Source organism: Parabacteroides sp. MSK.9.14, assembly GCF_019041495.1.
In the GTDB taxonomy this organism is placed as follows: domain Bacteria; phylum Bacteroidota; class Bacteroidia; order Bacteroidales; family Tannerellaceae; genus Parabacteroides; species Parabacteroides merdae.
The window spans coordinates 44,885-70,576 of record NZ_JAHPXO010000020.1 but is presented as its reverse complement, the minus strand read 5'-3'; the positions used below and the strand labels follow the sequence as shown (position 1 = coordinate 70,576).

Sequence of the window (25,692 nt, the reverse complement as noted above, 5' to 3'; positions counted from 1 at the left end):
TAGGATGGCCGATACTGCCTGCTACATAGGTGTCGGTATCGACCATCCCCAAAGAGCCGTCAGGCTCTATCTTCGGCCTAAGCTAGCGAGCGTTAAGCGAAGAGACCGGAGTGAGCGCCCGAAGCGTCTGCTGTCTGAGCGAAGCGAGTTTCAGACGCGACAGCGAACGAAGGAAACGGAGTAGCGAGGCAGGTTCGGCCTTGAACTTTTGGTTACTTTTCTTTCAAGAGAAAAGTGACAGATAGAACCTTTTGATCAACGAAGGCTCCAATATAGCCGGGTAAATCAAACCGTAAAGCGCTCCGTAGAAGTGGGCGTTATGATTGACATTATCCCCCGCCTTTCTTGCCATATACTGGCAATAGGCCAGGTAGATCACACCAAAGACAATCCCAGGAACCGGCAGTACGGCAAAAAACAAAATCTTGCCCCACGGGTCCAGGAAGATGGAAGTGAACAAGACAGCCGATACAGCTCCCGAAGCACCTATCGAAACATAGTAAGGATCATTACGCCGGCGGATCAGATCATACAGTGAAGCAGCAACCATCCCGCCAAAATATAATCCCAGATAGCCACCTGTACCGAGTCCCAAATAACCGAAAGCACTTTCCATATATGTCCCGAATGACCAGAAAGTAAACATATTCACAAGTAAGTGTGTCATGTCGGCATGCACGAAACCATGCGTAATCAATCGATACCATTCCCGGTTATGAACGGTACAATACGGTATGAAGGCCAACTTCCGAAACAACTCATGGTTGCCGAAACAAATATAGGACACGACAACCGTGACCCCGATAATAACATAAGTAATCATAATCTATTCTATATTAATGACGTCAAATGTAGTAAAGATTGAACAATGTTTCCCCTATATGGTTTACAAAAACAAAGCTTCCGCATTTGCTATTTCCGTTTTAGCTTCCTATCTTTACAAATTACAACATATTGACAGATATAAAAAACATCCGAAATGCTGGCACTCATACACATACAATGGATAGTGGGTATAATATTCATCATATTATACTGCGTCACCATCCTTGGGCTAGTGTTGGTTATCATCACGGAGAACCGGAATCCGTTGAAAACGATTCCCTGGGTGATCGTGTTACTACTCGCCCCCGGTATCGGGCTCCTGTTCTATTTCTTCTTCGGGCAGGATAACCGGAAGCAACGGATTATCTCCCGACGCACCTATAAGCGTATCATGAAACGGCCGCAGGAAGGGAAACTCCCACAAGATGCCTGTTCCGTTCCGGCCCCCTACCAGCCATTGGTCACACTGTTGACAAACAGCAACCAATCGTCCCTGCTCTACGGAAGCGACATCACGATCTATACGAACGGGACAGACAAGTTTCACGACCTTTTGCAAGAGATTGCCAAAGCAACCCATCATATTCACATCCAATATTACATCTTCTGCGACGACGAGGTCGGAAACAAGGTCAAAAAACTGCTGATCGAGAAAGCCAAAGAAGGAGTAGAAGTCCGTGTCCTTTACGACGATGTGGGCTGCTGGAACGTGAAAGACAAGTTCTTCAAGGAAATGTCGGATGCCGGCATCGAAGTCCATGCTTTCCTGAAAGTGGCGTTTCCAGTCTTCACCAGCAAAGTAAACTACCGGAACCACCGGAAGATCGTGGTCATAGACGGCAAAGTCGGTTTTATGGGTGGCATGAACATTGCAGACCGCTACACGAAAGGGACCAGCTGGGGGACATGGAGAGACACGCACTTCAAGATCATCGGAAAGGGAGTACACGGCTTACAAGCCGCATTCCTTATCGATTGGTATGTGGTCAGCAAGAAACTCCTGAACGAAAAGATCTATTATCCGCCGCTTCCGGTCTATTCGGATGATAACATCATGCAGATCTGTACCAGCGGCCCCGTCGGACAATGGCGTACACTCTTGCAAGCAGCCATCTTCACAGTTGCCAACGCCAAGAAATATGTATTTATCCAGACTCCTTACTTCCTTCCGACCGAAGGGTTGAACCAGGCTTTGCAGATAGCGGCTTTAGGAGGCGTCGACGTGCGGTTGATGCTTCCCAAGCGTTCGGACACGCGTACGGCGAACATGGCGACTCACTCTTTCATTGATGAAATGGTAAAGGCGGGCGTCAAGGTCTATTTCTATAAACCGGGATTCCTTCACTCGAAACTGATGGTGGCAGACGACGAACTGACCTGCATCGGTTCCGCCAATATGGACTTCCGCAGCTTCGAGCATAATTTCGAGATCAACGCATTTGTCTACCAGCCCTCGTTTGCCCAACAGATGAGAAAAGTATTCCTGCACGACATGCATAGTTGCGAAAGACTGGTGCCGTCACGCTGGCTGAAACGCCCGCTCAAACAACGTATAGCCGAATCGTTTATGCGTCTGTTTTCTCCCCTTCTTTAATAAAGATGGAAAAGTTCACCGAACCGTAGACGCGGTGCTGGTAGAAATAGGGCAACCCGGAGAAATCATTTGTCTTCGGATGTTCCATCACGAAGATGCCTCCGTCCCGCAGCAGATCGCGTTTGAAGACAAGTTCCGGCACTTCGGGCAATTCTTTCAAGGCATAAGGGGGATCTGCAAAGATGAAATCAAAACCTTGGGCCGGAGCCGAATGGAGATAACGGAAGACATCGCCACGAATCAGTGTCAGCGAATCCGTTTTCAACTCTTTGGCGACTTTGGTGATAAAGGAGGCATGTGCATTATTCTTTTCGACAGCCGTCACGCTCCGGCATTCGCGCGAAAGCAGTTCGAAAGAAATGCTTCCCGTCCCTGCAAACAGATCGAGCGCATCCACCCCCTCAAAATCGATATGGTTGGAGATCACATTGAAGATATTTTCCTTCGCAAAGTCCGTCGTCGGACGGGCGCTGAAGGTAGACGGGACATCAAAACGTCGCCGTCCGTATATTCCACTTATAATTCGCATAATGATAGAGCTATAAGATCCAACGGAGCCTGCAACACCTCCGACCCCATCAAATAGGCTTCGGAAGGGATCTCCAGCGGATCGATATATTGTAAATAATTCCGCAACGTATTCGTTATATCATTTCGCAAGGGCACATCGCCGAAAAGACGCAACTGGTCTTTCTGTTGATCCATTCCGGCCTGTTTCCATACATATAATATATAATACAAAATATCGTCCGTATGTTCATACTCGAACGAGTTCATGAAAAGCAGGTTTCCCTGCGCATAGCACGCCACATCCATCCTCCGCCGATGCAACACGACATATAGCTGGCGGGGCAAGCGCGCACGGCTCTGCTTCTTCCACAGCGAAAGCAATGGACCGACATGATGGACAAAACGAGGATTGACAAGCGAACGGGAACAGAACTCATACACATCCTCATCCACTCCGAATACCAGTTCCGCCGGTTCGTCTTTCAGTTCATTGCTCAGGCAACGCCCTTCGGGAGATGAAAATGTGAACGCCAGCAGTCCAGCCTTCTGTTTTTCCTGAAAAACAGCAGCCGGCACAAGCGTATACTGGGAAGTGACACACACCACATTGACCTGCCTGTAGAACCAGGTCAGGAAATCATTTTCGAAGAAACATTCTTTCAGAGAAGAGACATAAGGCCTTGTCCGGTCGAATTCGACGTCTCTATAAAAGAAACTCTCGCTCACCGAAGGACTGTATGCGGAAAAAGAAAGTCCACCCGACCGAAGCCGGATGGACATTATGTAATTTTCCGAATGATCAGCTGTTAACTTATCAGACAAGTTTATAGCCATAGGCTGTATTAATCTTCCCAGTTACCTGCGTTGTTATTGATTTCTTCGACAGAACCTACACGCAGACCGGCATATTTACCCATCTTGCTGGCTTTATCTTTCAGGTTATACACTTCTTGCTTGTTCAAGTCACCCAGATAGTCATCATACAGAACACCGCACTGGAATACTTTTACCGTATAACCCGAACCTGAAGTCAAAGTAGCCGTATCCATCGTAAACTGTACGTTCGCACCCGGCACGTTACGCAAATCGTCTACATTATAACCTTTGCCGAACAATGTATCAACAGCTGTTACCCAAACAGTATCACGTCTGATCAAGCCTTTCTTAACGGCTTCTTTCTCAGTCATACCCTTTTCGAGCTGTTCGTCAGTCAATACACCTTCCTTGATAAGGAACGGCAATTTTTCATCTTTTAAAAACTTACTCAGTTCATCAAAATTGGCTGCATGCACCTTGTGGATGTTCTTGTACTCAATCTGTGCTTTACGGATATCGATCAAACGAGCTTTGATCAAATTTTCACGACGATCCCTCTCATCCTTAAATTCGATCGGACCCATAATACTTCTGTAACACATGTACGCAAGCAGTACTACTGCCACAGCCAATAAAATCTTTAATGTAACTTTCATGGTTTATATTGTTTTTTGAATTTATTTCGTTCGGCAAATTTAAAAAAGAATATTTAATACACTACCTTTATCGCGAAAATTATTACAATCAAAATGATAAATAGTTATTTAAGCCGCCAAATTACACAAAATTTTCCATATGATCCGACCGAAGACCAGGTTTTGGCATTAAATCTCCTATCCAATTTCCTGCTTTCGGAAGAATCGGATTCGCTTTTACTGCTGAAGGGATATGCAGGAACCGGTAAAACATCTTTGGTCGGAGCCTTGGTCAAGACGATGACAGAGCTAAAACAAAAAAGCATCTTGCTCGCCCCTACCGGACGGGCGGCAAAGGTATTTTCCGGCTATGCCGGACAGAAAGCATTTACGATACACAAGAAGATATATCGCCAGAAAGCCTTTTCCAACGAACCGACAGGTTTTCATCCGGCTGATAACTTGCATAAAGACACGCTATTTATCGTAGACGAAGCGTCCATGATAGCCAATGAAGGACTAGACTCGTTTGTTTTCGGAACCGGACGCCTGCTGGACGACCTGGTCCAATATGTCTATTCCGGAGAAAACTGCCGCCTGATCCTGATGGGCGATGTGGCACAGTTACCCCCCGTCATGCAAACCGAAAGCCCGGCTCTCAATCCGGAAACATTGCGGGGATATAATTTAAAGGTGCAGGAAATCACCCTCACCCAGGTTGTCCGCCAAAGCGAAAACTCCGGGATCTTGTTCAATGCGACCCGCCTTCGGGACGCCTTACGAAACGGGACGGTCGAGATTTTCCCCAAACTAAGGCTGAAAGGCTTCACCGATTTCAGAAAGGTAAACGGAGACGAACTCATCGAAGAAATCTCCTCGGCCTACAGTCGGGACGGGATCGAAGAGACCATGATTATTTCACGCTCCAACAAGCGGGCTACCCTATATAATAATGGTATCCGCAACCGCATCCTATACCGTGAAGAAGAACTTTCGTCCGGCGACCGGCTGATGATTGCCAAGAATAACTACTTCTGGACTGCCGGCAATAAGGAGATGGACTTCATAGCTAATGGCGAAATCATACAGGTGTTACGTGTACGAAGGACTTACGAGCTCTACGGTTTCCGTTTTGCCGACGTATCGGTCCGTTTCCAGGACTACGATCTCGAAACGGATGTCAAAATTCTCCTCGACACCTTACAGACAGCAGCTCCCGCACTGCCGAAAGATCTTAATGACAAGCTTTTCTATACCATTCTCGAAGATTACGACGATGTCCCGACAAAGGCAGGAAAGATGAAAAAAATGAAAGCAGATCCTCATTACAACGTCTTGCAAGTCAAATATGCCTATGCCGTCACCTGCCACAAGGCACAGGGCGGCCAATGGATGAACGTCTTTCTGGATATCGGCTATATCACGGAAGAAATGCTTGGAGAAGACTTCTACCGTTGGCTTTACACCGCCTTTACACGTGCGACCCACCGGCTCTATCTGGTGAATCTGCCGGAGGAATTCGAAGAATATGCCTCGTCCTGATTTAGGTTGGCCATGCCTCTCCGGTTTCGCATCCATATATTTAAGTAAAAGACAAAGAAGCAACAATATCAATTAATAAACAAATACACAGCTATTAACAGCAATTACTACCACTCCTTTGCTTTTCGCCCTTAGTCGAAAAGGTTTTTGACCAGTGTCGAAAGGGCTTTTGACCAAGGGCGAAAAGGTTTTCGACTAAGGGCAAAAGGTCTATGAGCAGGCGGTATGACAACAGTAGCATGGCGATTGTCACTTAAATAGAGCCTTTCGGGGACGACTTGATCTCTGATAATGGAGCATTTCGGAGCGGTTGTCCTAACTTCACAATAAAAGGAATAACAATATTTCATACAATAAATACGTTACATATATAAGAAATACCTATTTTTGTTGCAATATAAACGAAAACTTGCTTGTAAGTTTTCATGAATGGAAAAAGGAATGGCGAATAAAGAAAAAATAGATTACCTGCTTCTGGATATCCGGGAGCTTGAAACATTGGTTGCCGGCATGCGGGATGCAGAAGTGTATCCGGTGTCTTTTTTCGGCCAGACTTTCGACCTCACCCATAAGATTCTGAAGGACCTACATGCTTTGGAAACGGCCCAGATCGAAATGCTGCGTAAACAGATGGAAGAGCATCAGGCTCTGATCCAGTCTATTCCCCCATCGGTTGCCACTCCGGTACAAACAGTACAGGAAGCTTCGATTACAGCCCCGGCTCCGATTCCGGCCGAACCGGAGCCAGTCATCCAAGAGCAGGAAATCAGACAGGAGCTTCCTGCAGAACAAGGATTATCGGCCGGACCGGAGCCAATCCCCGTTGAAGAGCCGGAGACTCCGGCAGTGGAAACATCCGGCAAAGTGATCCCCGCAGAGCGTCCCGGATTATTCCTCAACGACCTGTTGGAAAAGAAAAATTTTTCGGATTTCCGAAAGGCATTCAGCCTGAACGATCGTTTCCGTTTCCGCCGCGAGCTGTTCGGAGGTGATGAGGCACAGATGAACAAAGTAATCAATGACCTGAACGATCTTCATTCGTATGAAGACTCGGTCACATATTTGAATAACGAATTAAAGTGGAATATAGAGGATGAAGCGGTAGCAGACTTTATCAAGCTGCTTGAAAAACGCTTCCTCTAAGCAATGTGACAATGGACAATTGACAATGTATTTGTCTTTGTCTTTTTAATTGTCAATCGTCAATTATCAATTAAAAAGTGCCATGGCAAAATTAACAGTAGTACCCACTCCCGTCGGAAATCTGGAAGATATGACGTTCCGGGCAATCCGCGTGCTGAAAGAGGCCGATCTCATTCTGGCGGAAGACACGCGTACTACAGGTATCCTGCTCAAACATTTCGAAATACAAAACAGGATGCAGTCGCACCATAAGTTCAACGAGCATAAAACGGTCGAACAAGTGGCAGCCCGTATCAAGGCGGGCGAGAATATAGCATTGGTATCGGATGCCGGTACTCCCGCGATATCCGATCCGGGATTCATGTTAGTGCGTGAATGTGTACGTCAGGGTGTAGAAGTGGAATGCCTGCCGGGAGCCACGGCTTTCGTCCCGGCATTAGTTGCTTCGGGGCTGCCCAACGAGAAATTTTGCTTCGAAGGCTTTCTTCCCCAGAAGAAGGGAAGACAGACGCGCTTGAAAGAGCTCTCGACGGAATATCGCACCATCATCTTCTATGAGTCACCTTTCCGGCTGGTCAAGACATTGACACAACTAGCCGAGTTTTTCGGGAATGACCGCCCTGTTTCCGTATCACGTGAAATATCGAAGATACACGAAGAAACCGTACGCGGCACGCTCGAAGAAGTTATCGCTCACTTCACCGTGAACGAACCGAAAGGTGAAATTGTTATAGTATTAGCAGGCTTAAAAGATAAAAAGGACAAAGAGACAGGAACAGAAGTTTAACGTAACAACAGAAAGAACATGAAGAAAGTATTAATTGCAACAACGATTTGCACAGCCATGCTGGCCTCCTGCGGACAGAATTCAGCAGAATATAAGAAGCTGAAAGCAGAAAACGACTCTCTGAGAATCGAAAACACCAAAAGCAATGCCGAGATGGATGAAATCCTCGGAACCCTCAATGACGTAGAGGCTGACATCCAGTCTATTCGTGATGCAGAAAATTATCTCAACATACAGCAACAAAAGGGAGATCTGAATAAGAGTAATCGCGAACAGATCAAAGAAAACATGCAGTTGATCAGCGAAACACTGAAAAAGAACAAACAGCAGATCAGCGAACTGGAAGAGAAACTGAAAAAGAGCGGAATCCAATCCTCGGCTTTGAGGAAAACAATCAGCCGCCTTTCTTCCGAACTTGACCAGAAAGCCAATATGATTGTCACGCTACAGGAAGATCTGGCAAAGAAGAATGTTCGTATCCAGGAATTGGACGAAATGGTTGCTTCCTTGAACGAAGACGTGGAAGACTTGTCCACTACAACTGCGGCCCAGTCCGAGAAGTTGCAGGAACAGGACAAACAACTTCATACTGCTTATTATTGCTTCGGCACGGCGAAAGAACTGAAAGACCAAAAAATCCTTTCCGGTGGCGGCTTGTTTGCCAAATCCAAAGTATTGCAGAGCGGCTTCAATAAAGATTATTTCATTTCTATCGATATCCGCGAAGTGAAGGAAATCCCGCTGTTCGCAGGCAAGGCAAAGCTGAAATCCAATCACCCGGAAGGTTCTTACGAATTTGTGAAGGACGAGGACGGCAATATGACATTGAAAATCACGGACGAAAAAGCGTTCTGGAGCCTTGGCAAGTATTTGGTGATTGAAGTAGGATGATGAAATACAAAAGTCTTTTTATTGATTTGGACGATACCCTCTGGGACACGTACCATAATAATAAGGAATGCCTCGAAGAAGTATATACCGCTCACCACTTTGACCGGTATTATGCCTCCTTCGAGGCTTTTTTCGAGATCTACTGGCCACACAACAACCTGCTATGGGAACAGTACCGCAACAATGAAATAGACCGCCAGACATTGATCATCGAACGTTTTCGCTATATGCTCCGCCCGTTAGGGATAGAAGACACAAAATCGGTACTGGCGATCAACAACGATTTCCTGCAACGAACAACCCGCAAGACACGCCTAGTACCGGGAGCAATCGAGCTATTGGAATACCTGCGTCCCTCCTATCGCATGTATATCCTGTCCAATGGTTTCCGGGAAGTCCAATTCAAAAAGCTCTGCAATTCCGGTCTGGCCCCCTATTTCAAAAGGATGATCCTATCTGAAGATGCCTGCATCCAGAAACCTCATAAGGAGATTTTCGATTTCGCCCTTAAAAACACCAACTCCCGCCGAAGCGAAAGCCTGATGATCGGCGACAGTTGGGAAGCCGACATTATCGGTGCCCACAATTCCAAAATCGACCAGCTATGGCTGAATCCGAAAGGGCTGCCGGCAAAAGAATTCATACCGACTTACACGGTTGGAAGCTTGGAGGAGATCAAACGGATCTTATGACTTACACCTAAAAGAAAAGGAACCGGAAAAGCCGTCTTCCTGCCCTTTCCGATTCCTTCCCTCTCTTCAGGATGCCTCCTGTCAAAAATTATAATGGAAACCGATGCTGATATTTTCCGTGTCGAAGTTCACACCTCCAAAATCAGAAGTTCCGTTGTACGAATCGCTATAACCAAGAAATCCGACTTTAGTGACAAAAGATATATGTTCCGTCGCTTTCAAAGAAAGTCCCGGACGCAATCCCAACCGGAAACCGGTATCACCGTCACCGGCAGCAATCCCAATCGTCCCATCGACAAACAATCCCACAATACCCGTCTTATAAAACGTATAGCGAGCATACGGAGCAAACTGGAAACGGTTATAATCATCGTAATGCGTATAACCGATTTCACCCCCCCCACGGCCCATTGGTCAGTCAAATGACATCCCACTTCCGGTGAGATCTGGAAAACAAACTCACTATCTTCACTACCGACTGTAAAACCACCGCCAATATACACCTCCTGTGCACCGACCGAGCAAATCGCCATAAAGGCAATCATGCATGAAACAAATAACTTCTTCATTTTACTTTATTATATATAAATATTATTAGAACTCTGAGGTAAAATGGAATTTGATATCGGGGAAATCCTGCTGTGCCATCATCAACACATAGCTGGAATCGGCCAGATAGACATCGCGGCCCTCTTTGTCGAGCGCCATATATTGAGCTTTACGGCGTTTGAAGTTTTCAAGAGCGGCAGCATTATCGCTTTCTATCCAGCAAGCCTTATAGAGGCTGATCGGTTCCCACTTACACTGTGCGCCGTATTCGTGGAGCAAGCGGTACTGGATCACTTCGAACTGCAATTGTCCGACCGTACCGATAATCTTACGTCCGTTGAACTGGTTGGTAAAAAGCTGGGCGACGCCTTCATCCATCAACTGCTCGATGCCCTTGTTCAACTGCTTGGCCTTCATAGGATCGGCATTCTCGATATATTTGAACATTTCAGGAGAGAAACTCGGCAATCCTTTGAAATGAAGTTCTTCACCGGAAGTCAGCGTATCACCGATCTTGAAGTTTCCGGTATCAGGCAAACCGATGATATCGCCGGCAAAAGCCTCGTCCACTACTTCCTTCTTCTGCGCCATGAAAGCCGTAGGACTGCTGAAACGCATCATCTTTCCGAAACGGACATGCTTGTAGTTGGCATTACGTTCGAAACGGCCGGAACAGATCTTCACGAAAGCAATACAACTGCGATGATTCGGGTCCATATTGGCATGGATCTTGAAAACGAAACCGGAGAAGGCATCCTCTTCCGGATCGACCACCCGTTCCACGGCCGACACGGGACGGGGAGAAGGAGCGATATTGATAAAGCAATCCAGCAGTTCTTTCACCCCGAAGTTATTCAAGGCAGAACCAAAGAACACGGGAGCGATATCTCCTTTCAGGTAGGTATCGACATCGAACTCGGGATAAACACCTTCTATCAGTTCGATATCGGAACGGAGCTTTTCTGCCTGTCCGGCCTCGATATAGTTTTCAAGTTCCGGGCTGTTGATATCCTTAAATTCCACGTTTTCCGTCACATACTGCTTGCTCGGAGTATAGAGGTTCAGTTTCTGTTCATATATATTATAGACCCCCCGGAACCGTTGTCCCATGTCGATCGGCCAGCTCAGCGGACGCACATGGATATGCAGTTCTTCTTCGATCTCGTCCAGCAAGTCGAACGGGTCCTTACCGTCACGGTCCATCTTATTGACAAACACGATCACGGGAGTCTTACGCATACGGCAGACTTCCATCAGCTTACGGGTCTGGGCTTCCACACCTTTTGCGGTATCGATCACGATAATAACGCTATCCACAGCCGTCAGCGTACGAAACGTATCTTCAGCGAAATCCTGGTGGCCGGGCGTATCGAGGATATTGATTTTATGGCCGGAATAATCGAAAGCCATCACGGAGGTTGCGACGGAGATTCCACGCTGCTTTTCAATTTCCATCCAGTCGGAGGTAGCTGTCTTCTTGATCTTGTTAGACTTTACGGCTCCTGCCACATGAATGGCACCTCCAAAGAGCAACAATTTTTCGGTAAGAGTCGTCTTACCGGCATCCGGGTGGCTGATAATAGCAAACGTTCTTCTTCTCTCAATCTCTTCTGAATACTGACTCATTGTTATTTATCTTATTTTGTTATTCTTTTCATACATTCACGCAGACTCGCTTCCCAATGGGATATACTGATCTTATAGATCGTTTTGATCTTAGCCTTGTTCAGGACACTGAAATGCGGACGGGCAGCCTTCGCCGGATAATCTTTGGACTCGATCGGGAGAACACGGCAGGGGGCATTCCCTAACTCCATAATCTTCACGGCAAAATCATACCAACTGCAAACCCCTTCGTTAGAATAATGATAGATACCGGGAACGAAAGCATCCGCCTCCGCCTGCACCAACACCGCAAAAATGGCAGCCGCCAGATCCCCGGCATACGTCGGCGAACCAATCTGGTCGAACACGACAGACAACTGTTCCCGTTCATTTCCCAGACGCAACATCGTCTTGACAAAATTATTACCGAACTCGGAGTACAACCATGCCGTACGGATGATTACCGCATCCGGGCACACCTCCTGCAAAGCCTGTTCACCGGCAAGTTTCGTACGCCCGTAGACAGAGGCCGGACAAGTATTGTCCGTTTCCACATAAGGCAAATGATTTGTGCCGTCAAACACATAGTCGGTAGAAACATGGATCACCCTCGCCCCAGCCATACGTGCCGCCTCGCCCAAGTTTCGTACGGCATCCCGGTTGATACGAAGGCAAAGAGCTTCGTCATCCTCCGCCTTATCCACAGCCGTATAGGCGGCACAATTGATGATATAATCGACTTGCTTCTCCTTAACAAAAGCATTCACGGCTTGAGCATCGCAGATGTCAAGCGTATCCACATCCGTAAACACAAACGCATATTGCGGATATCCGGCAGCTAACCGACGGATCGAATTGCCCAGTTGCCCGTTAGCCCCTGTTACTAAAATCGTTTTCATCTTGTCTTATTCTTCTAATTTCAGTTCCCCATTCATATCTTCACGATACTTCTCGGCCAGAAGTGCCAGGAACGAACTGATCTGTTTGATCCCCTCCATCGTTTCAGGGCTGATTTCCTTCCCTTGCATCTTCAGCATCAGGAAACCGTAAATAGCATTGAAGCAAGTCTCCAACTCAGGCAAGTCCTCGCCGCCCGATTTGGCACGGAGCTGAACGATAAAGGGGAGTGTTTTATAATAGGCCGCCCCATACACCATTTCCTTCGGCGATTTCAAAAGACGGAGGTGCAGATCGGTCAGGGCAATGATCACATTCTTGTTCAGCTGGATATGTCCCTTTTCCATCACCCCTTCGGAACGCATCATCTCGATTAGCTCCTCATACCATTTGGCGATTTCTTCCTTTATATCGTCCGGTTGGTCGTAACGATCTACAACCGTGCGGCGGATCGAATCCATATCGAAGTTATTGGCACGTATCAGGTCTTCCACCTGCCACATGTACAACAGATATTCGGCTATATTTTCTTTTCTTTTTCGTCTTGCAATAATCATGGTTGCAAAGATACACTATATTCGGATAATGCCTGATAAAAATCCGCATCTTTTACACCTAACTGGCGGCAGGCCAGGCGGGCAGCATTCAGGTTGATCAGGAAAAAGCGATCCGGAATATAGACGGGAAAGTCCCCGTAGCGAGTCTGCAAATAGGTCTTTCCCTCTTTCTCGACCACGACATGCTGGTCGTAAGGCATGGCTGTAATGTCTTCGCGAACCTCTTGCGCAAGCTGTTTGACAACCGGATCGCCGTCGAAATAAATCAGCTTTCCCCCGCGTTCGATAGAAGAGGCGAACGTACGGAAAGTCGTATGGTAGGCCTCCGGTGTGGCGTGGTCGGTAGCGGAAGTCCACATCAGATTGGTCAGAATAGCGATATGCGGACGATAGAACTCCAGCTGGAACCGTTTCTCCAAAGCAGACGTTACATGCTCATCACCTTCGATAATCGCGATCCGAGCTTCATAACTCAGATGCACACGGTCGGGCAACAAGGGGACTTCGCTGGTCAACGCATAGTCGAACGCCAGTTTCTGCCGCTTCAGGGCGCACACAATCATCGAGATGATTGTCTTCTTTCCCCGGCTACCGGCAACAACAACCCGCGTCTTCTCTTTCGTCCGCTGAAAGATGAATTCAGGTATCGAAAGCACTAATAATCCCAGTTCCTTTGCACGTATCAATTCGGGGTTATCCTGCCGGACTGCGGCCCCTAATACCACAAAATGTATATCTTTAGTTAATCTCTCCGGGAACCACCCGTCTCCATGACAAGTACACCCCTCTTTTTCCAGTCTGGCAAGGGTCGTATCAGTCAGTCCAACACCGGATACACTTACTTCATATCCTTTTTGGTGGATAGCCAGGGCTAAGTCAAACAACAGAGGCTCGGTTACGGAGATTAAATGAACTTTTCGCATCACTCAGATTTTGCCTGCAAATGTACACAATTTCATTCACGCTTCGCATGGGTTTGAAAGAAAAAACTTCCCTATCTTTGTTGGAAAAAGTATAATTTATGGATATTCAACTTATAGACACAGGCTTTTTCCATGCAGACGGAGGTGCCATGTTCGGTGCGATTCCCAAAACTGCTTGGAGCCGCCGTTATCCAAGCGATAAACAAAATGGATGCATCTTGGCTATGCGCAGCATGTTAGTCCGCGACGGGAACGGGAAGATCGTACTCGTCGACAACGGGGCGGGCAACAAACACCTAAAACAACTCAGCTATTACAACTTCTTCGACCTGGTCGATCTGAAGGATGAACTTCAAAGGCGGGATGTTGCCTGTGAGGATGTTACAGATGTCATACTCACACATCTCCACTTCGACCATTGCGGATATACGACACAAAAAGAAGAGCAGACCGGTGGAAAGCATCTCTTCAAAATGGCCTTCCCAAACGCCATCCACTGGGTAAGCCGTGCACAGTGGGAGAACTTCCTTCACCCGAACGCACTCGAAGCCGACTCCTATTTCATCGAAAACATGCAGGCCGTCTACGACAGCGGCAAGCTTCGCCTCATCGAAAATGACACGAATCTCTGCCCCGGCATCGACCTGCGGCTGTTCGACGGACATACGCCGGGGCAAATCGCACCTTATATCACGACACCTGAGCGCACTTATGTCTTCGCCGGCGATGTCATCCCGTTAGCGGCAAGCGTCTCGCCCCTCTGGATCTCGGCATACGACACCTATCCTGTCGTTTCCTACAACGAAAAAATGCGGATGCTGGAAGAAGCCGCCTCAGAGAAACAGGCAGTCATCTACTGTCACGACGCCTATACTCAGTGTACTACCGTGAAAAAGGTGAACGACTTTTTCAAGGCAGATCAAAAAGTTTCACTTTTTTCCATAGGGTGAAAATAAAGTCTCCCGCAGGTAAAAATAAAGTTTCATCGACAGGAAACTAAAGTTACCCTTACATGAAACTACAACAAGATTACTACCGGACTAAAGAAAAAGCCGGTTGTATTGTAGGGCAGTCTGCTATTTATCTTTATCTTTGTCTGATTATAATCATAAATTAATCCTGATCATCATGAAAAAGACAATCTTCGCTTCACTGACAATCCTGACATTCTCGGCCCTGATGTTCTGTTGCAGCAATGCTCCCAAGCAGGAGAAAGTGCTTCGCCACGTTGTCATGTTCGGTTTCAAGCCAGAAGTATCCGCCCAACAGATCAAGGAAGTCGAAGAAGCTTTCTGTGCACTTCCCTCCCAGATAGACCTGATCAAAGGGTACGAATGGGGAACGGATTGCAGTCCCGAAGGATTGCAACAGGGATTGACGCACTGTTTCTTCCTGACTTTCCATTCGGATGCCGACCGAGACGCCTACCTGATCCATCCGGCGCATAAGGCTTTCGGGAAAGTATTAGGAGACAAGGCTTCTGCCGTCACCGTCGTGGACTACTGGACCAAATAAGAATTATTATTTTTCTCACTTATAACATTTTAAACGCATGAACAAACTAACAAAGTATGCATGTATCCTGACAACCCTGGCCGGAGCCGTGGCTTGTTCGGGAGGTAAAAAAGCACAAGGAGACTATGCCATTATCCCGCTTCCTCAAGAAGTGGTGACACAAGGCAGCGCCCCGTTCCTGTTGAAACCGTCTACCCCGATCTCTTATCAGGAAGGTGATGCGGAAATGGAACAGACCGCCCGTTTCCTTGCCTCCTATGTCAAAGAGGCTACGGGATATGAACCGAAAGTGATTACCGGGAATGCGGACAAAGGCATTCATCTGTCAATCGCTTCCGACATCCGGAACCCGGAAGGCTACCGCCTGCTGGTCAGCGAGAACGGCATCGAGATCGCCGGAGCATCCAACGCCGGTATTTTCTATGGCGTGCAGACCTTGCGTAAGTCTATCCCCGCCGTGGCCGAAGGAATGGACATCGAGCTTCCGGCCGCCAGTATCAACGACTATCCGCGTTTCCCGTATCGCGGTATGCACCTCGATGTTTCCCGGCACTTCTTCCCGGTAGATTCGGTCAAGAAGTTCATCGATATTCTTGCCTTGCACAATATGAACCGCTTCCACTGGCACCTGACAGACGACCAGGGATGGCGCATCGAGATCAAGAAATATCCGGAACTGACCCAGATCGGGGCGCAACGCAAGGAAACCGTCATCGGCCGTAACTCCGGCAAATATGACGGCAAACCGTATGGCGAAGGCATGTTCTATACGCAAGACGAAATCCGCGACGTGATCGCTTACGCCCAAGAACGTTTCATCACGATCATCCCCGAAATAGACCTTCCGGGACACCAGTTGGCAGCTATCACGACTTATCCGGACCTGGGTTGTACGGGCGGACCGTATGAAGTATGGACCCAGTGGGGCGTATCGGACGATGTGATCTGTGCCGGCAATGAAAAGGCAATGACCTTCCTCGAAGACGTGCTCGGCGAGGTGATCGATCTTTTCCCGTCCGAATATATCCATGTAGGCGGTGACGAATGCCCGAAAGTGCGTTGGAAGAGTTGTCCGAAGTGCCAGGCACGTATCAAGGCGGAAGGCATCAAAGGAGACAGCAAGCATACGGCCGAAGAATACCTGCAAAGCTATGTCATTTCACGCATGGAGAAATTCGTCGAAAGCAAAGGGCGCCATATTATCGGCTGGGACGAAATCCTGGAAGGCGGACTAGCCCCGAACGCTACGGTGATGAGCTGGCGCGGCGTAGACGGAGGTATTGAAGCAGCCAAACAGAAACACAATGTAATCATGACACCCAACTCTTACCTGTATTTCGACTACTACCAGTCTACCGACACGGAACACGACCCGCTTGCCATCGGTGGTTACCTGCCGTTGGAACGCGTCTATTCGTTCGAACCGACTGCCGGAATCCCGGAAGAGTATAAGAAATATGTAACGGGAGTACAAGCAAATCTGTGGACAGAATATATCCCGACATTCAGCCAGGTCGAATATATGGTATTGCCGCGTATGGATGCATTGGCAGAAGTGCAATGGACAAACGCCCCGAAAGATTTTAAGGCGTTCCTGCCGCGCTTGGTCCGCATGACCGAACTTTACGACCGCTTGGGTTACAACTACGCCAAACATATCTTCGACATTCGCGCCTCCTTCGCTACCGATGGTGACAAAGGTGAAATCGTCGTGACACTCGAAACCGAAGGTTCCGCCGATATCCATTATACACTCGACGGCAGCGAACCGACGGCAACCAGTCCGAAATACGAAGCCCCTCTCCGCATCAAGCAAAATGCAGAAGTGAAAGCCGTGGCTGTCCGCCCGACCGGAAACAGCCGCATCTTCTCCGAAAAGATCGACTTCAACAAGGCGACAGCCAAGCCGGTCACATTGAAGGTGGCTCCCAGCAGAGGATATGACTTCAACGGCGGCCCGGAACTGACCGACGGCCTGAGCGGCAACGACAACTACAAGACCGGACGCTGGCTCGGCTTCCAGGGCAAGGACTTGGATGCCGTTATCGACCTGAAAGAACCGACCGAGTTCAGCAAAGTGTCCTTCAACACGAATGTTGTGAAAGGAGACTGGATCATGGGTGCGGCAGGCGTTACCGTAAAGGTTTCGGACGACGGACAGAACTTCAAGGAGGTAGCTTCCAAGGTTATCCCGTCTTTAGGCAAAGACGACAAAGACGGCCTTTACCCGCAGAAAATCTCCTTCGACCCGGTAAAAGCCCGCTATGTCGAAGTCATCATCAAGAGTGACAAACTCCCGACATGGCACGGAGGTGCAGGTAATCCGGCGTTCTTGTTTGTGGACGAAATCAATCTGCAATAAGTAAATATTTAGGCACAGATTACACAGATTTCACGGATTCTCTTTCTCATCTCCGTGTAATTCGTGAAATCCGTGCCTAAAAAATATAAAGAAGTTTTGCTATTCTAACATATTCCCCCATGAAAAGAGACATACTTATCCTTTCTGCCCTTTGTACCTGTTGCAACCTTTTTGCCGAAGAGATCACAGTCAAGTATCTCAGGTATGCAGGTCCTTATGAAATAAAAGGTCCGTTCATCGTCGACAGCCTTGACGTGAACAGCAAGAAATTTACAGATGCCGAGTTATTAAAAACCGCCATCCCCTTCAACAATGTCCGGGAAAGCAACCTGACACTGGATGCCGCCACTACAGCCGGACAAAGCAAAAACAGCTCCGTCAGCCTCGCCTCCTTCTATCTGAACAGCGACCGCTATACGGACGGGACTCTTCAGATCAGCGGACCGGAGCATTACGAAGTATATATCGACAACGAGAAACAGACACCCGCCAACGGCGAGCTCAAGCTCACACTCGAACCCCGCCGCTACGAAGTCGTAATCAAATATCTTACAGCCCCGGACGAAACGAACCGCATTCCGAAAGTCACCTTTAAGACGGACAGCAAAGCCGTTGTCACGGCGACAACCGATCCAGAGAAGCGTTACACTTTGAGCGATGTCTTCGATGGCACACGCATTCGTTCCGTCAACCTCTCCCCCAACGGCAAATACCTGCTGACCGCCTACCAGACGACTTATTCCGGTGGCGATACCGAATCCTTCCTGCAAGTGACCGACCGGGCCACAGGACAGGTTTTAATGGAAAGCAACAACCATCATTATAGCTGGATGCCCCGCAGCAACCGTCTTTACTATACCCGCAAAGGCATGCAGGGAAAGGAACTTGTCACGATCGACCCTGCAACCCAAGCAGAGGAAGTCCTTGCCCACAACCTTCCCGACGGTTGGTTCAGCTTTGCCCCGACAGAGGATTTCCTGCTGTTCAACATCATCGAGGAAGGACCGAAGAAAGGGGAAGACCTTCAGGAAATCCTTGTGCCTGACGACCGCCAGCCGGGATGGCGTACCCGTTCATTCATCCATAAGTACGACCTGGCAACCGGAGTGTTCCAACGCCTTACCTACGGGCACACTTCGACTTCCATCAACGATATTTCCGACGACGGCCGCTATCTGCTCTTCACTTGTAGCGAACGGGAGCTGACGAAACGTCCGTTTTCGACTACTTTGCTCTATCGGATGGATCTGCAAACACTGGATACGGAACTCCTTTTGAAAGATCCGTTCATCAGCTATGCCCAATTCTCGCCCGACGGCAAGATGCTGGCAATTGCCGCATCTGGAGAGGCTTTCAATAAAATAGGGCTGAAGATAGCACCGGGGCAGACTTCCAATATGGCCGACGGGCAGCTCTTCCTTTACGATCCGGCAAGCAAACAGGCAAATCCTGTCACCAAAGATTTTAATCCATCGGTTCAAAACTTCGTTTGGAACAAAGGTGATAAACAGATCTACCTGCAGGGAGAAGATAAGGATTGCGTACGCTTGTACGTCTTGAATCCGTCAACCGGGAAAATCCTCCCCATCCCGTTAAAAGAGGATATCCTCTCGGATTTTACGATTGCCGAAACAACTCCCGAACTGGTTTATTTCGGCGAAAGCGCCTCCAACTCGCAACGCCTCTATTCCGTCAACCTGAAAAAGAAAAGTTCTGTCTGTCTGAAAGATCTTTCCGCCGGCATCTTGAAAGATATCACCCTCGGCGAAGTGCACGATTGGAATTTCCGGGCAGCTGCCGGCGACACGATCTACGGTCGTTATTACCTGCCGCCCCATTTCGATCCTAACAAGAAATATCCGCTGATCGTGAACTACTACGGGGGAACCAGTCCGACGGAACGTTCACTCGAAAACCGGTATCCGTCGCACGTATATGCGGCATTGGGCTACATCGTTTATATCATCCAGCCCAGCGGAGCAACCGGCTTCGGCCAGGAGTTCTCCGCCCGCCACGTAAATGCATGGGGACAGCGTACAGGAGACGAGATCATCGAAGGAACAAAGAAATTCTGTGCCGAACACAACTTTGTCGACGCTAAAAAGATCGGTTGCATAGGGGCATCCTACGGTGGCTTCATGACACAATACCTGCAAACAAAAACGGATATCTTTGCCGCCGCCATCTCTCATGCCGGAATCAGCGACATCACCAGCTATTGGGGCGAAGGTTACTGGGGATACTCCTATAGTGCTTTGGCAAGCGCAAACAGCTATCCCTGGAACGCACGGGATATGTACACGTTGCAAAGCCCGCTGTTCAATGCCGACAAAATCAACACCCCGATCCTTTTCCTGCATGGCACGGTCGACACGAACGTCCCGGTAGGTGAAAGCATCCAGATGTTTACAGCCCTGAAACTGTTAGGCAAACCTACGGCCTTCGTACAAGTAGTAGGACAAAACCACCAGATACTGGACTATAAGAAGCGTGCTGAATGGAATAAAACCATCTACGCTTGGTTCGCCAAATGGCTCAAGAACCAACCGGAATGGTGGAATGCCATGTATCCGGAAAAGTCTTTGTAAAAAAGTTGAAAACAAAGCCCCGAAGACGAAACCGTCCCCGGGGCTTGTTTTTTTATCTGCCTTACACCTTCACAGGCTCACAGCAGAATGAACTTTATTTCAATACTTTAGTATTATTAATATTAAACCGCTTGTTCGCCTGTCACAGGGTAATTACCGTTTGCACGGCACGCGGCCAAACATTTTAGAATTATTTGATTATAAATTACTATATAGAGGGAGTGGCCGCTGCCACTCCAAACTATTCCTCTATTCTTATCTTACGATTGCCTTTACAGCTTCTTCACCTTCAACAGCTACTACGACTACGCCTTGAGGAGCAGCAATCACAGCATTGTCGGATGTCAGAACCTGAGTGGCTACTACCTGACCCAAGATGTTGCTTACAACAACCTTCTTGCCGGCAGCGTTAGCGATTGTAACATTGCCTTCGCCTGCGATAATCGTTACTTCAGAAGTCGTGATTTCGTCGTTGGCTGTTGCACCACCAGCGTTAGTGTCGACATTGTAGAGGTCAGACTGCATAGCTGCTTCGAAGTCATTGATGATGACAGGAACACCGTTCTGTACTTTCACCCAACCACCCAGATTAGCAGACGGAGCGATACCGCCATCAAACGCTGTCTTCTTTCCATAAGATTCAGATTCGATCAAGAAGTCGTTAGATCCTTCGTTAACCAAACGGAAAGAGAACTTAGCCTGATCATGAGCATTCAGCTTCAGAGCGACTTTATGAGTTGTACCATCCAGAACTAAGTTACCAGCTGTCATATAACCCGGCAAGAATGCAAGTCTCTTGTATTTACCTTCCCAAGTATATTTCTTAACAGCGGGAACTGAGTCGATCATGTTCACCAAGAAACGACCAAATGTCGTGTCAGCAGTTACTTTACTATGCGGGCATTTCAAAGCTTCTTCTATTGTTGCATGAGAGTGAGTAGTAGCGTCGCACAGAACTGTATCACCGACTACAAAGTTCACATCCTTGGCAATCAAGTACTGTGGCATCAATGTGTTTTCGACACCTGTCGGGATTACATTGAATGCTTCAGCTTTATCGTCACCCTTACCTTCTACGCAAAGCAGGTTGTCAGCTCCTTCATACAAGTAAGCCTTAGCAGTAGAGTTCACACGGTAGAACTTCATTGCGCCGTTTTCACCCAATTCGTCAGCTGTAAACTCACGATACAGAGCAGTCGTATCAGCAACCAATGCGAAAGCAGAAGTTGTAGATTCAGTAGCCACGTTTTCAGCCTTAATCAAGCCTGTTGCATCAATCACACCGGCTTTCTTGCCTTCTGTCAGCAATGCATAGTAATGAGTTCCGTCTACGCAGTTCACTTCTTTCAAAGTGAATACAGAACCATTTTCTGCACCTTCTGTTACTACCATCATTTCAGTACCACCAACTTCAGATACCTGAACATATTTCTGGTTGTTAGCGAACTTATACGGATCGTTTACACGGATCTGATAATAAGTCTGGAAGATCGTGTCTTTTTCGAAGATAGGGGTATTATAACTACTGCCCCATTTTACCAATTCGAACTTAGTAGCCTCATCGGCAGATACACGCAGGATCGTGTCATTACCTACGGTAGAGTTACCAATTGTAACACCCAAGTCATTGCCTACATTCAAGTAGTTCAAAGTATAGTTTACATTCTTGGCATCATCGTTAAAGAAGCCCAATCGGTTACTTACGGTCTTTGTCAATTTCAGCGTATCATTAGCCAACCAAGCTTCTTCGTTGTTATAATAATAGTTAATTACGATATTACCATCAGCCAATACTTTGTAAGAACCATTATTCAGAGTAGCTCCTGTTTCTTGGTTCCAAATTTCAGGATATCCACCGAATTCATTCGTATTCTGATTTACAACCCACTTAGCGGCCGGCATGTGTTCGAAGTTCATCACATCCCATTCAGCCGGAGCAACCTTAGTCAAGTTCCAGCCGTTCAAATCACCCATCAAGCGAGCACCGTTCTTCTGTGCATCAGCACCATTTACTACATCCATGAAATAGATGCCCGGTTCCAAAACGGCATTGTGAGCAGCAGGAGAGAGGCTCAAACCGATACGGTCGTTGTATGTATAGATACCTGTGCCTTTCAGCTCTTCGGAAGAACCGATAGTGGCTTCACGACGGGCACCACCTAATACGGCAATCTTAACCAGATTGTTTTCTTGGCCTTTTGCAGAAGTAGCAAAAATATCGATTTCACTATTTGTACGATCCTTCCAATACTTAGTCGTTACGTTCTTCACGTTGTAACCATCTGCTTCAATACGCAAAGAGTCCTGAGTCGGCCAGTAGAAGAAACGGAAGTTGAAGCGACCGTTGATATCGCGAGCTGCCAAGTTGTTGACAGATTTGAAATCAGCTTCATGTTCACGAGTAGCGAATCCTAAATGCTGGATACCTGCAATTTCTTCACCGGCTGAGCCGTTCAGATAAGCTGTGTCGACCATTAAATAAGTATCCTGGCCCTTGGCATTCTTGCCGGCTTTCAGAGATAACCAGTTAAATGACTTTTCAAGACGAATGTTTTCAAACACTTCTGAAGCCTTGATAGCAGCACGTTCAGCATCCTTATGCGCATAACGAGCGTCTACCCATGTCCAATAAGCTGCCCCCTTTTCACCATCTAAAGCCATCAACTGTTCATTCAAACTTGCAATTTGTTGCGTATAGTTGAAAATAGCAGTTTCTAGCTCGACCTTCTTAGCACTAACTTCTTTCAGTTCAGCTTGAACAGAGGCCAATTCTTCTTCAAGTTCTTTCAACTCTTTCTCTGCTTCTTCAAGAGCTTGACTGTGAACTCCATAAGCTTTAAACATTTCGTCATAAGCTGTGCTGGCAGCCTTCTCAGCTTGCTTTTTCTCCTCTGCTACACCAATAGCAACATCTAAATCTTTAGAGATTGAAGCTATTGCACCTTCTGAAGCGATAACAGCTTCTGCAGCTTTTTCAAAGGTTTCATTTTCTTCAGTATTAAGAGCATTGACACCATTTGTAAAAGCCTTATCGTTTTGGTTCTTATAAGCTGAAGCAGACATTGATATATCTACACCATTATTTGCTTCTTTCAAGATAGCATACAAACGATGTCCATATTCTACAAAGGCTTCCTTCTCTGCTTCATCAGTTACCTTAGCTGCATCGAAATAAGAATTCCATGCTTGTGGTTTATCATTAGGGGCATAGCCCATATCTGAGACATAATGTACATCACTTGTTTCGTTGAAATACTTCCTCATCGCTCTTCCCCACTCTGCATATCTACTTTTCTGATCGAATGCTTTATTTTTAACATCCAGAGCAACATTCCATGCATCCGTGGCATTATTGATAGAATTTTGAAGAGCGGTCTGGGCAGCAACTGCATCTTTATATTCATTTTGAGCTGCCTCTAATTTTTCAGCCAATTCTGCAAGTTGTTTCTTGGCCTCTTCGTTTAGAGCAGAACTTGTTGCGATAGATTGTTTTTTCTGTAAAATCGCTTGTTTTGTAGCATCTTCACTTTCATTCAAAAAGTTGTAAATCCAACTTTGATTCACAAGTTCTCTACCTTTTTCAACCTTTTCAGACTCTACATTCTGGATCTTCTGAGCCAAAACATTATATTCTGATTCAGCATCAGCCAGAGCTTTCACGGCTGCTTCTACTTTTTTTTCAGCTTCATTGGCAGCAAGCATAGCCGCATCCTTTTCAGCAGCAGCATCAGCAACAGCACCATATGACAAAGTGCTTTCGCCTACAGCATCAACAGCCTCATAAGCATGGCCTTTACCTGCAGACCACAAGTTTGCCAAACCTTCTGTCACATCTTTTTCAAAAGAGAAAGATGTTTTACCATTTGTTGCATCTTGTGTCTGCAACATGCTGTTCAAATCGTTCTTTCCTAACCAAACAGGACCAGCAACAGCCGGACGAATGTTCAACTGTGCAAGCTTGTCAGTCTCACGAACATCATACTTGACAGCAGCAACCGTACCATCTGCATTCGGAATCAAAGTCATCACAGAGTCTGTCTTGAAATAGGCTTCCGGAGTTTTACCTACATTTAAGCCCTCACCGGCTTCACTTCTCATCCAAGCCCAAGCGACTGCTTCACCAGCCAAATAAGAACCTTCATAAGTCTTTCCCGGTTTATAATCCTGAATCTTTGCCGGATCAAAAGAGATAGGATAATTATAAGCCAAGTTCATAAATTTAAAGGCCACACCATTTTCCTTATTGTCTTTATCAACCGTCACATACCACAAGGATTCCCCTATATTGGCTGCGTAATAAGGGACATACTTCAAGATGAAACGATCACCTTTTTCTGTCGAAACCTTCTGCATTACCAACACATTCCAACCGTCTGTCAACTGATAGCATTTTCCGTCGGCCACACTCTCTACCCTAACATTTGTAGGTAGAGCTGACTTTGTGAACTCTAGGTTCTGTGCAGAAACTGTTCCGACTGTCGTTGCCAGTAACATACTGGCGACAAGAGTAGAAAACTTTTTGTTCATAACTTAAATTAATTTGTTAGTAAATAATGTATTAAGAATAATTTCTTCTTTTATATATTTAATGTACGCAAGACTATCTGTTAACTTTTGTACTTTGATAGCGAAAACGTTCGTTTTTTTTAGTCATTTTGGGCGGTCTTCGAAAGAGTTTGTATCGGAAAGGCGGTTTTTCGTACTCCTTAAGCTATCTGATTGATAAGAAAGAATATAGAAAAAGAAAAAATATTTGTGGAAAGGATTGCAGGTTCAAAAAGTAGTTGTATTTTTGTGCAGTAAAAATGACGAATTAAAACGAACGTTTTTTTAGTCATTTTGTTTCTGACTACTATCTTTTTTATTCCCAATAAGTTACAAGTAAAAACAAGTAACTTTCACCCCTTGAAAACGGGCTTTTTTACTGTTCTTCACGAACACACATATCATCCTTATTTATAATCACTTATAAATTTTTACTCAAGTAATCCTGCAGTAACAAACTGCCATTTTGAGAAGAAGGCTGGGGAAATGGAGTTAAAAACGGCCTTTAGGTGGCAAAAAGAAGAAAAATTATCCATAAAATAAAAGAAAGTGTGTCGTAATGAACGATACGCCATTTTGCAGGGCAACTGCACTAAAATTCAGAAATCGTATAAAATATACCAAAGAAAAAAATAGGGCCTTATCATACAAGTTTTTCCCATTTCCTCTGTCACTGTATCACTGATTTCTTTTTTATCGATTGATATTCAATCTGT

Annotated in this window: 20 protein-coding genes; 10 read left to right on the top strand and 10 right to left on the bottom strand. The window is 46.7% G+C overall.

Annotation, left to right across the window (positions count from 1 at the left end; translation table 11 throughout):
- Window positions 1-223: 223 nt before the first annotated feature.
- Window positions 224-823 carry a rhomboid family intramembrane serine protease gene (locus tag KTG12_RS12105; RefSeq protein ID WP_022321584.1) on the bottom strand — a complete coding sequence of 200 codons (600 nt, stop codon included), beginning with the start codon at window positions 821-823 and terminating at the stop codon, window positions 224-226.
- A gap of 156 nt (window positions 824-979) precedes the next feature.
- On the opposite strand from KTG12_RS12105, the gene cls reads away from it, so the two are divergent.
- Entirely contained in the window at window positions 980-2,419 is a 1,440-nt protein-coding gene (gene cls / locus KTG12_RS12100) for a cardiolipin synthase (RefSeq protein WP_022321585.1), read from the top strand.
- Here cls and KTG12_RS12095 read toward each other — a convergent pair.
- From KTG12_RS12095 to KTG12_RS12085, 3 genes are read right to left on the bottom strand one after another with little or no spacing between them, the layout of a single operon-like run.
- Window positions 2,391-2,948 (bottom strand): RsmD family RNA methyltransferase, encoded by a 558-nt coding sequence (locus KTG12_RS12095; RefSeq protein ID WP_155143485.1) that lies wholly within the window; start codon window positions 2,946-2,948, stop codon window positions 2,391-2,393. The two genes, cls and KTG12_RS12095, sit on opposite strands and share 29 nt — an antisense overlap.
- Window positions 2,936-3,763, bottom strand: coding sequence for a DUF3822 family protein (locus tag KTG12_RS12090; RefSeq protein WP_216945446.1), 828 nt, complete (start codon window positions 3,761-3,763; stop codon window positions 2,936-2,938). The genes KTG12_RS12095 and KTG12_RS12090 overlap by 13 nt, the downstream gene beginning before the upstream one ends.
- 8 nt (window positions 3,764-3,771) lie before the next feature.
- The gene (locus KTG12_RS12085) at window positions 3,772-4,401 is read right to left on the bottom strand and encodes a hypothetical protein (RefSeq protein ID WP_005634050.1); all 630 of its coding nucleotides are present in this window, start codon (window positions 4,399-4,401) and stop codon (window positions 3,772-3,774) included.
- Between the two features lie 93 nt (window positions 4,402-4,494).
- On the opposite strand from KTG12_RS12085, the gene KTG12_RS12080 reads away from it, so the two are divergent.
- From KTG12_RS12080 to KTG12_RS12060, 5 genes are all read left to right on the top strand, one after another.
- Window positions 4,495-5,922, top strand: a complete 1,428-nt coding sequence (locus KTG12_RS12080) for an ATP-dependent RecD-like DNA helicase (RefSeq protein WP_022321588.1) — start codon at window positions 4,495-4,497, stop codon at window positions 5,920-5,922.
- A gap of 441 nt (window positions 5,923-6,363) precedes the next feature.
- Complete coding sequence (locus KTG12_RS12075) at window positions 6,364-7,065, top strand: hypothetical protein (RefSeq protein WP_173022974.1); 702 nt, start codon at window positions 6,364-6,366, stop codon at window positions 7,063-7,065.
- Between the two features lie 82 nt (window positions 7,066-7,147).
- Window positions 7,148-7,852: a 16S rRNA (cytidine(1402)-2'-O)-methyltransferase gene (gene rsmI / locus KTG12_RS12070; protein WP_005634056.1), complete on the top strand. Its 705-nt coding sequence runs from the start codon at window positions 7,148-7,150 to the stop codon at window positions 7,850-7,852.
- Window positions 7,853-7,870: 18 nt separating this feature from the next.
- Complete coding sequence (locus tag KTG12_RS12065; protein WP_005634058.1) at window positions 7,871-8,743, top strand: hypothetical protein; 873 nt, start codon at window positions 7,871-7,873, stop codon at window positions 8,741-8,743.
- Window positions 8,743-9,435 (top strand): YjjG family noncanonical pyrimidine nucleotidase, encoded by a 693-nt coding sequence (locus KTG12_RS12060; protein WP_172676528.1) that lies wholly within the window; start codon window positions 8,743-8,745, stop codon window positions 9,433-9,435. The genes KTG12_RS12065 and KTG12_RS12060 overlap by 1 nt, the downstream gene beginning before the upstream one ends.
- An 81-nt stretch (window positions 9,436-9,516) precedes the next feature.
- Here KTG12_RS12060 and KTG12_RS12055 read toward each other — a convergent pair whose 3' ends face one another.
- The 5 genes from KTG12_RS12055 to KTG12_RS12035 all read right to left on the bottom strand — a co-directional run bounded on the left by KTG12_RS12055 (window position 9,517) and on the right by KTG12_RS12035 (window position 13,966).
- The gene (locus KTG12_RS12055; RefSeq protein WP_224204772.1) at window positions 9,517-9,846 is read right to left on the bottom strand and encodes a hypothetical protein; all 330 of its coding nucleotides are present in this window, start codon (window positions 9,844-9,846) and stop codon (window positions 9,517-9,519) included.
- A 183-nt stretch (window positions 9,847-10,029) separates the two neighbouring features.
- The gene (locus KTG12_RS12050; RefSeq protein ID WP_022321599.1) at window positions 10,030-11,610 is read right to left on the bottom strand and encodes a peptide chain release factor 3; all 1,581 of its coding nucleotides are present in this window, start codon (window positions 11,608-11,610) and stop codon (window positions 10,030-10,032) included.
- Between the two features lie 11 nt (window positions 11,611-11,621).
- Window positions 11,622-12,488 (bottom strand): dTDP-4-dehydrorhamnose reductase, encoded by an 867-nt coding sequence (rfbD, locus tag KTG12_RS12045; RefSeq protein ID WP_005634066.1) that lies wholly within the window; start codon window positions 12,486-12,488, stop codon window positions 11,622-11,624.
- 6 nt (window positions 12,489-12,494) lie between these two features.
- Window positions 12,495-13,043: a DUF4924 family protein gene (locus KTG12_RS12040; protein WP_005634068.1), complete on the bottom strand. Its 549-nt coding sequence runs from the start codon at window positions 13,041-13,043 to the stop codon at window positions 12,495-12,497.
- Entirely contained in the window at window positions 13,040-13,966 is a 927-nt protein-coding gene (locus KTG12_RS12035) for a Mur ligase family protein (protein ID WP_022321598.1), read from the bottom strand. Before KTG12_RS12035 ends, KTG12_RS12040 begins: the two co-directional genes overlap by 4 nt.
- Window positions 13,967-14,064: 98 nt before the next feature.
- On the opposite strand from KTG12_RS12035, the gene KTG12_RS12030 reads away from it, so the two are divergent.
- From KTG12_RS12030 to KTG12_RS12015, 4 genes are all read left to right on the top strand, one after another.
- Window positions 14,065-14,916, top strand: coding sequence for an MBL fold metallo-hydrolase (locus KTG12_RS12030; protein WP_022321597.1), 852 nt, complete (start codon window positions 14,065-14,067; stop codon window positions 14,914-14,916).
- Between the two features lie 178 nt (window positions 14,917-15,094).
- On the top strand, window positions 15,095-15,481 hold the full coding sequence (locus KTG12_RS12025; RefSeq protein WP_005634074.1) for a Dabb family protein: 387 nt from the start codon (window positions 15,095-15,097) through the stop codon (window positions 15,479-15,481).
- A gap of 37 nt (window positions 15,482-15,518) precedes the next feature.
- The gene (locus KTG12_RS12020) at window positions 15,519-17,843 is read left to right on the top strand and encodes a glycoside hydrolase family 20 protein (protein ID WP_155143478.1); all 2,325 of its coding nucleotides are present in this window, start codon (window positions 15,519-15,521) and stop codon (window positions 17,841-17,843) included.
- A 119-nt stretch (window positions 17,844-17,962) separates the two neighbouring features.
- Window positions 17,963-20,431, top strand: a complete 2,469-nt coding sequence (locus KTG12_RS12015) for a prolyl oligopeptidase family serine peptidase (protein WP_155143476.1) — start codon at window positions 17,963-17,965, stop codon at window positions 20,429-20,431.
- Between the two features lie 255 nt (window positions 20,432-20,686).
- Here KTG12_RS12015 and KTG12_RS12010 read toward each other — a convergent pair whose 3' ends face one another.
- On the bottom strand, window positions 20,687-24,958 hold the full coding sequence (locus KTG12_RS12010; RefSeq protein WP_155143474.1) for a DUF6383 domain-containing protein: 4,272 nt from the start codon (window positions 24,956-24,958) through the stop codon (window positions 20,687-20,689).
- Window positions 24,959-25,692 lie beyond the last annotated feature (734 nt).

Bases quoted from the DNA above. Each gene is read 5' to 3' on its own strand.
- cls (WP_022321585.1), top strand. From the start codon at position 980: ATGCTGGCACTCATACACATACAATGGATAGTGGGTATAATATTCATC.
- KTG12_RS12050 (WP_022321599.1), bottom strand. From the start codon at position 11,610: ATGAGTCAGTATTCAGAAGAGATTGAGAGAAGAAGAACGTTTGCTATT.
- KTG12_RS12085 (WP_005634050.1), bottom strand. From the start codon at position 4,401: ATGAAAGTTACATTAAAGATTTTATTGGCTGTGGCAGTAGTACTGCTT.
- KTG12_RS12075 (WP_173022974.1), top strand. From the start codon at position 6,364: ATGGCGAATAAAGAAAAAATAGATTACCTGCTTCTGGATATCCGGGAG.
- KTG12_RS12025 (WP_005634074.1), top strand. From the start codon at position 15,095: ATGAAAAAGACAATCTTCGCTTCACTGACAATCCTGACATTCTCGGCC.
- rfbD (WP_005634066.1), bottom strand. From the start codon at position 12,488: ATGAAAACGATTTTAGTAACAGGGGCTAACGGGCAACTGGGCAATTCG.
- KTG12_RS12020 (WP_155143478.1), top strand. From the start codon at position 15,519: ATGAACAAACTAACAAAGTATGCATGTATCCTGACAACCCTGGCCGGA.
- KTG12_RS12040 (WP_005634068.1), bottom strand. From the start codon at position 13,043: ATGATTATTGCAAGACGAAAAAGAAAAGAAAATATAGCCGAATATCTG.
- KTG12_RS12055 (WP_224204772.1), bottom strand. From the start codon at position 9,846: ATGGGCCGTGGGGGGGGTGAAATCGGTTATACGCATTACGATGATTAT.
- KTG12_RS12010 (WP_155143474.1), bottom strand. From the start codon at position 24,958: ATGAACAAAAAGTTTTCTACTCTTGTCGCCAGTATGTTACTGGCAACG.
- KTG12_RS12105 (WP_022321584.1), bottom strand. From the start codon at position 823: ATGATTACTTATGTTATTATCGGGGTCACGGTTGTCGTGTCCTATATT.
- KTG12_RS12015 (WP_155143476.1), top strand. From the start codon at position 17,963: ATGAAAAGAGACATACTTATCCTTTCTGCCCTTTGTACCTGTTGCAAC.
- rsmI (WP_005634056.1), top strand. From the start codon at position 7,148: ATGGCAAAATTAACAGTAGTACCCACTCCCGTCGGAAATCTGGAAGAT.
- KTG12_RS12035 (WP_022321598.1), bottom strand. From the start codon at position 13,966: ATGCGAAAAGTTCATTTAATCTCCGTAACCGAGCCTCTGTTGTTTGAC.
- KTG12_RS12095 (WP_155143485.1), bottom strand. From the start codon at position 2,948: ATGCGAATTATAAGTGGAATATACGGACGGCGACGTTTTGATGTCCCG.
- KTG12_RS12080 (WP_022321588.1), top strand. From the start codon at position 4,495: ATGATAAATAGTTATTTAAGCCGCCAAATTACACAAAATTTTCCATAT.
- KTG12_RS12030 (WP_022321597.1), top strand. From the start codon at position 14,065: ATGGATATTCAACTTATAGACACAGGCTTTTTCCATGCAGACGGAGGT.
- KTG12_RS12060 (WP_172676528.1), top strand. From the start codon at position 8,743: ATGAAATACAAAAGTCTTTTTATTGATTTGGACGATACCCTCTGGGAC.
- KTG12_RS12065 (WP_005634058.1), top strand. From the start codon at position 7,871: ATGAAGAAAGTATTAATTGCAACAACGATTTGCACAGCCATGCTGGCC.
- KTG12_RS12090 (WP_216945446.1), bottom strand. From the start codon at position 3,763: ATGGCTATAAACTTGTCTGATAAGTTAACAGCTGATCATTCGGAAAAT.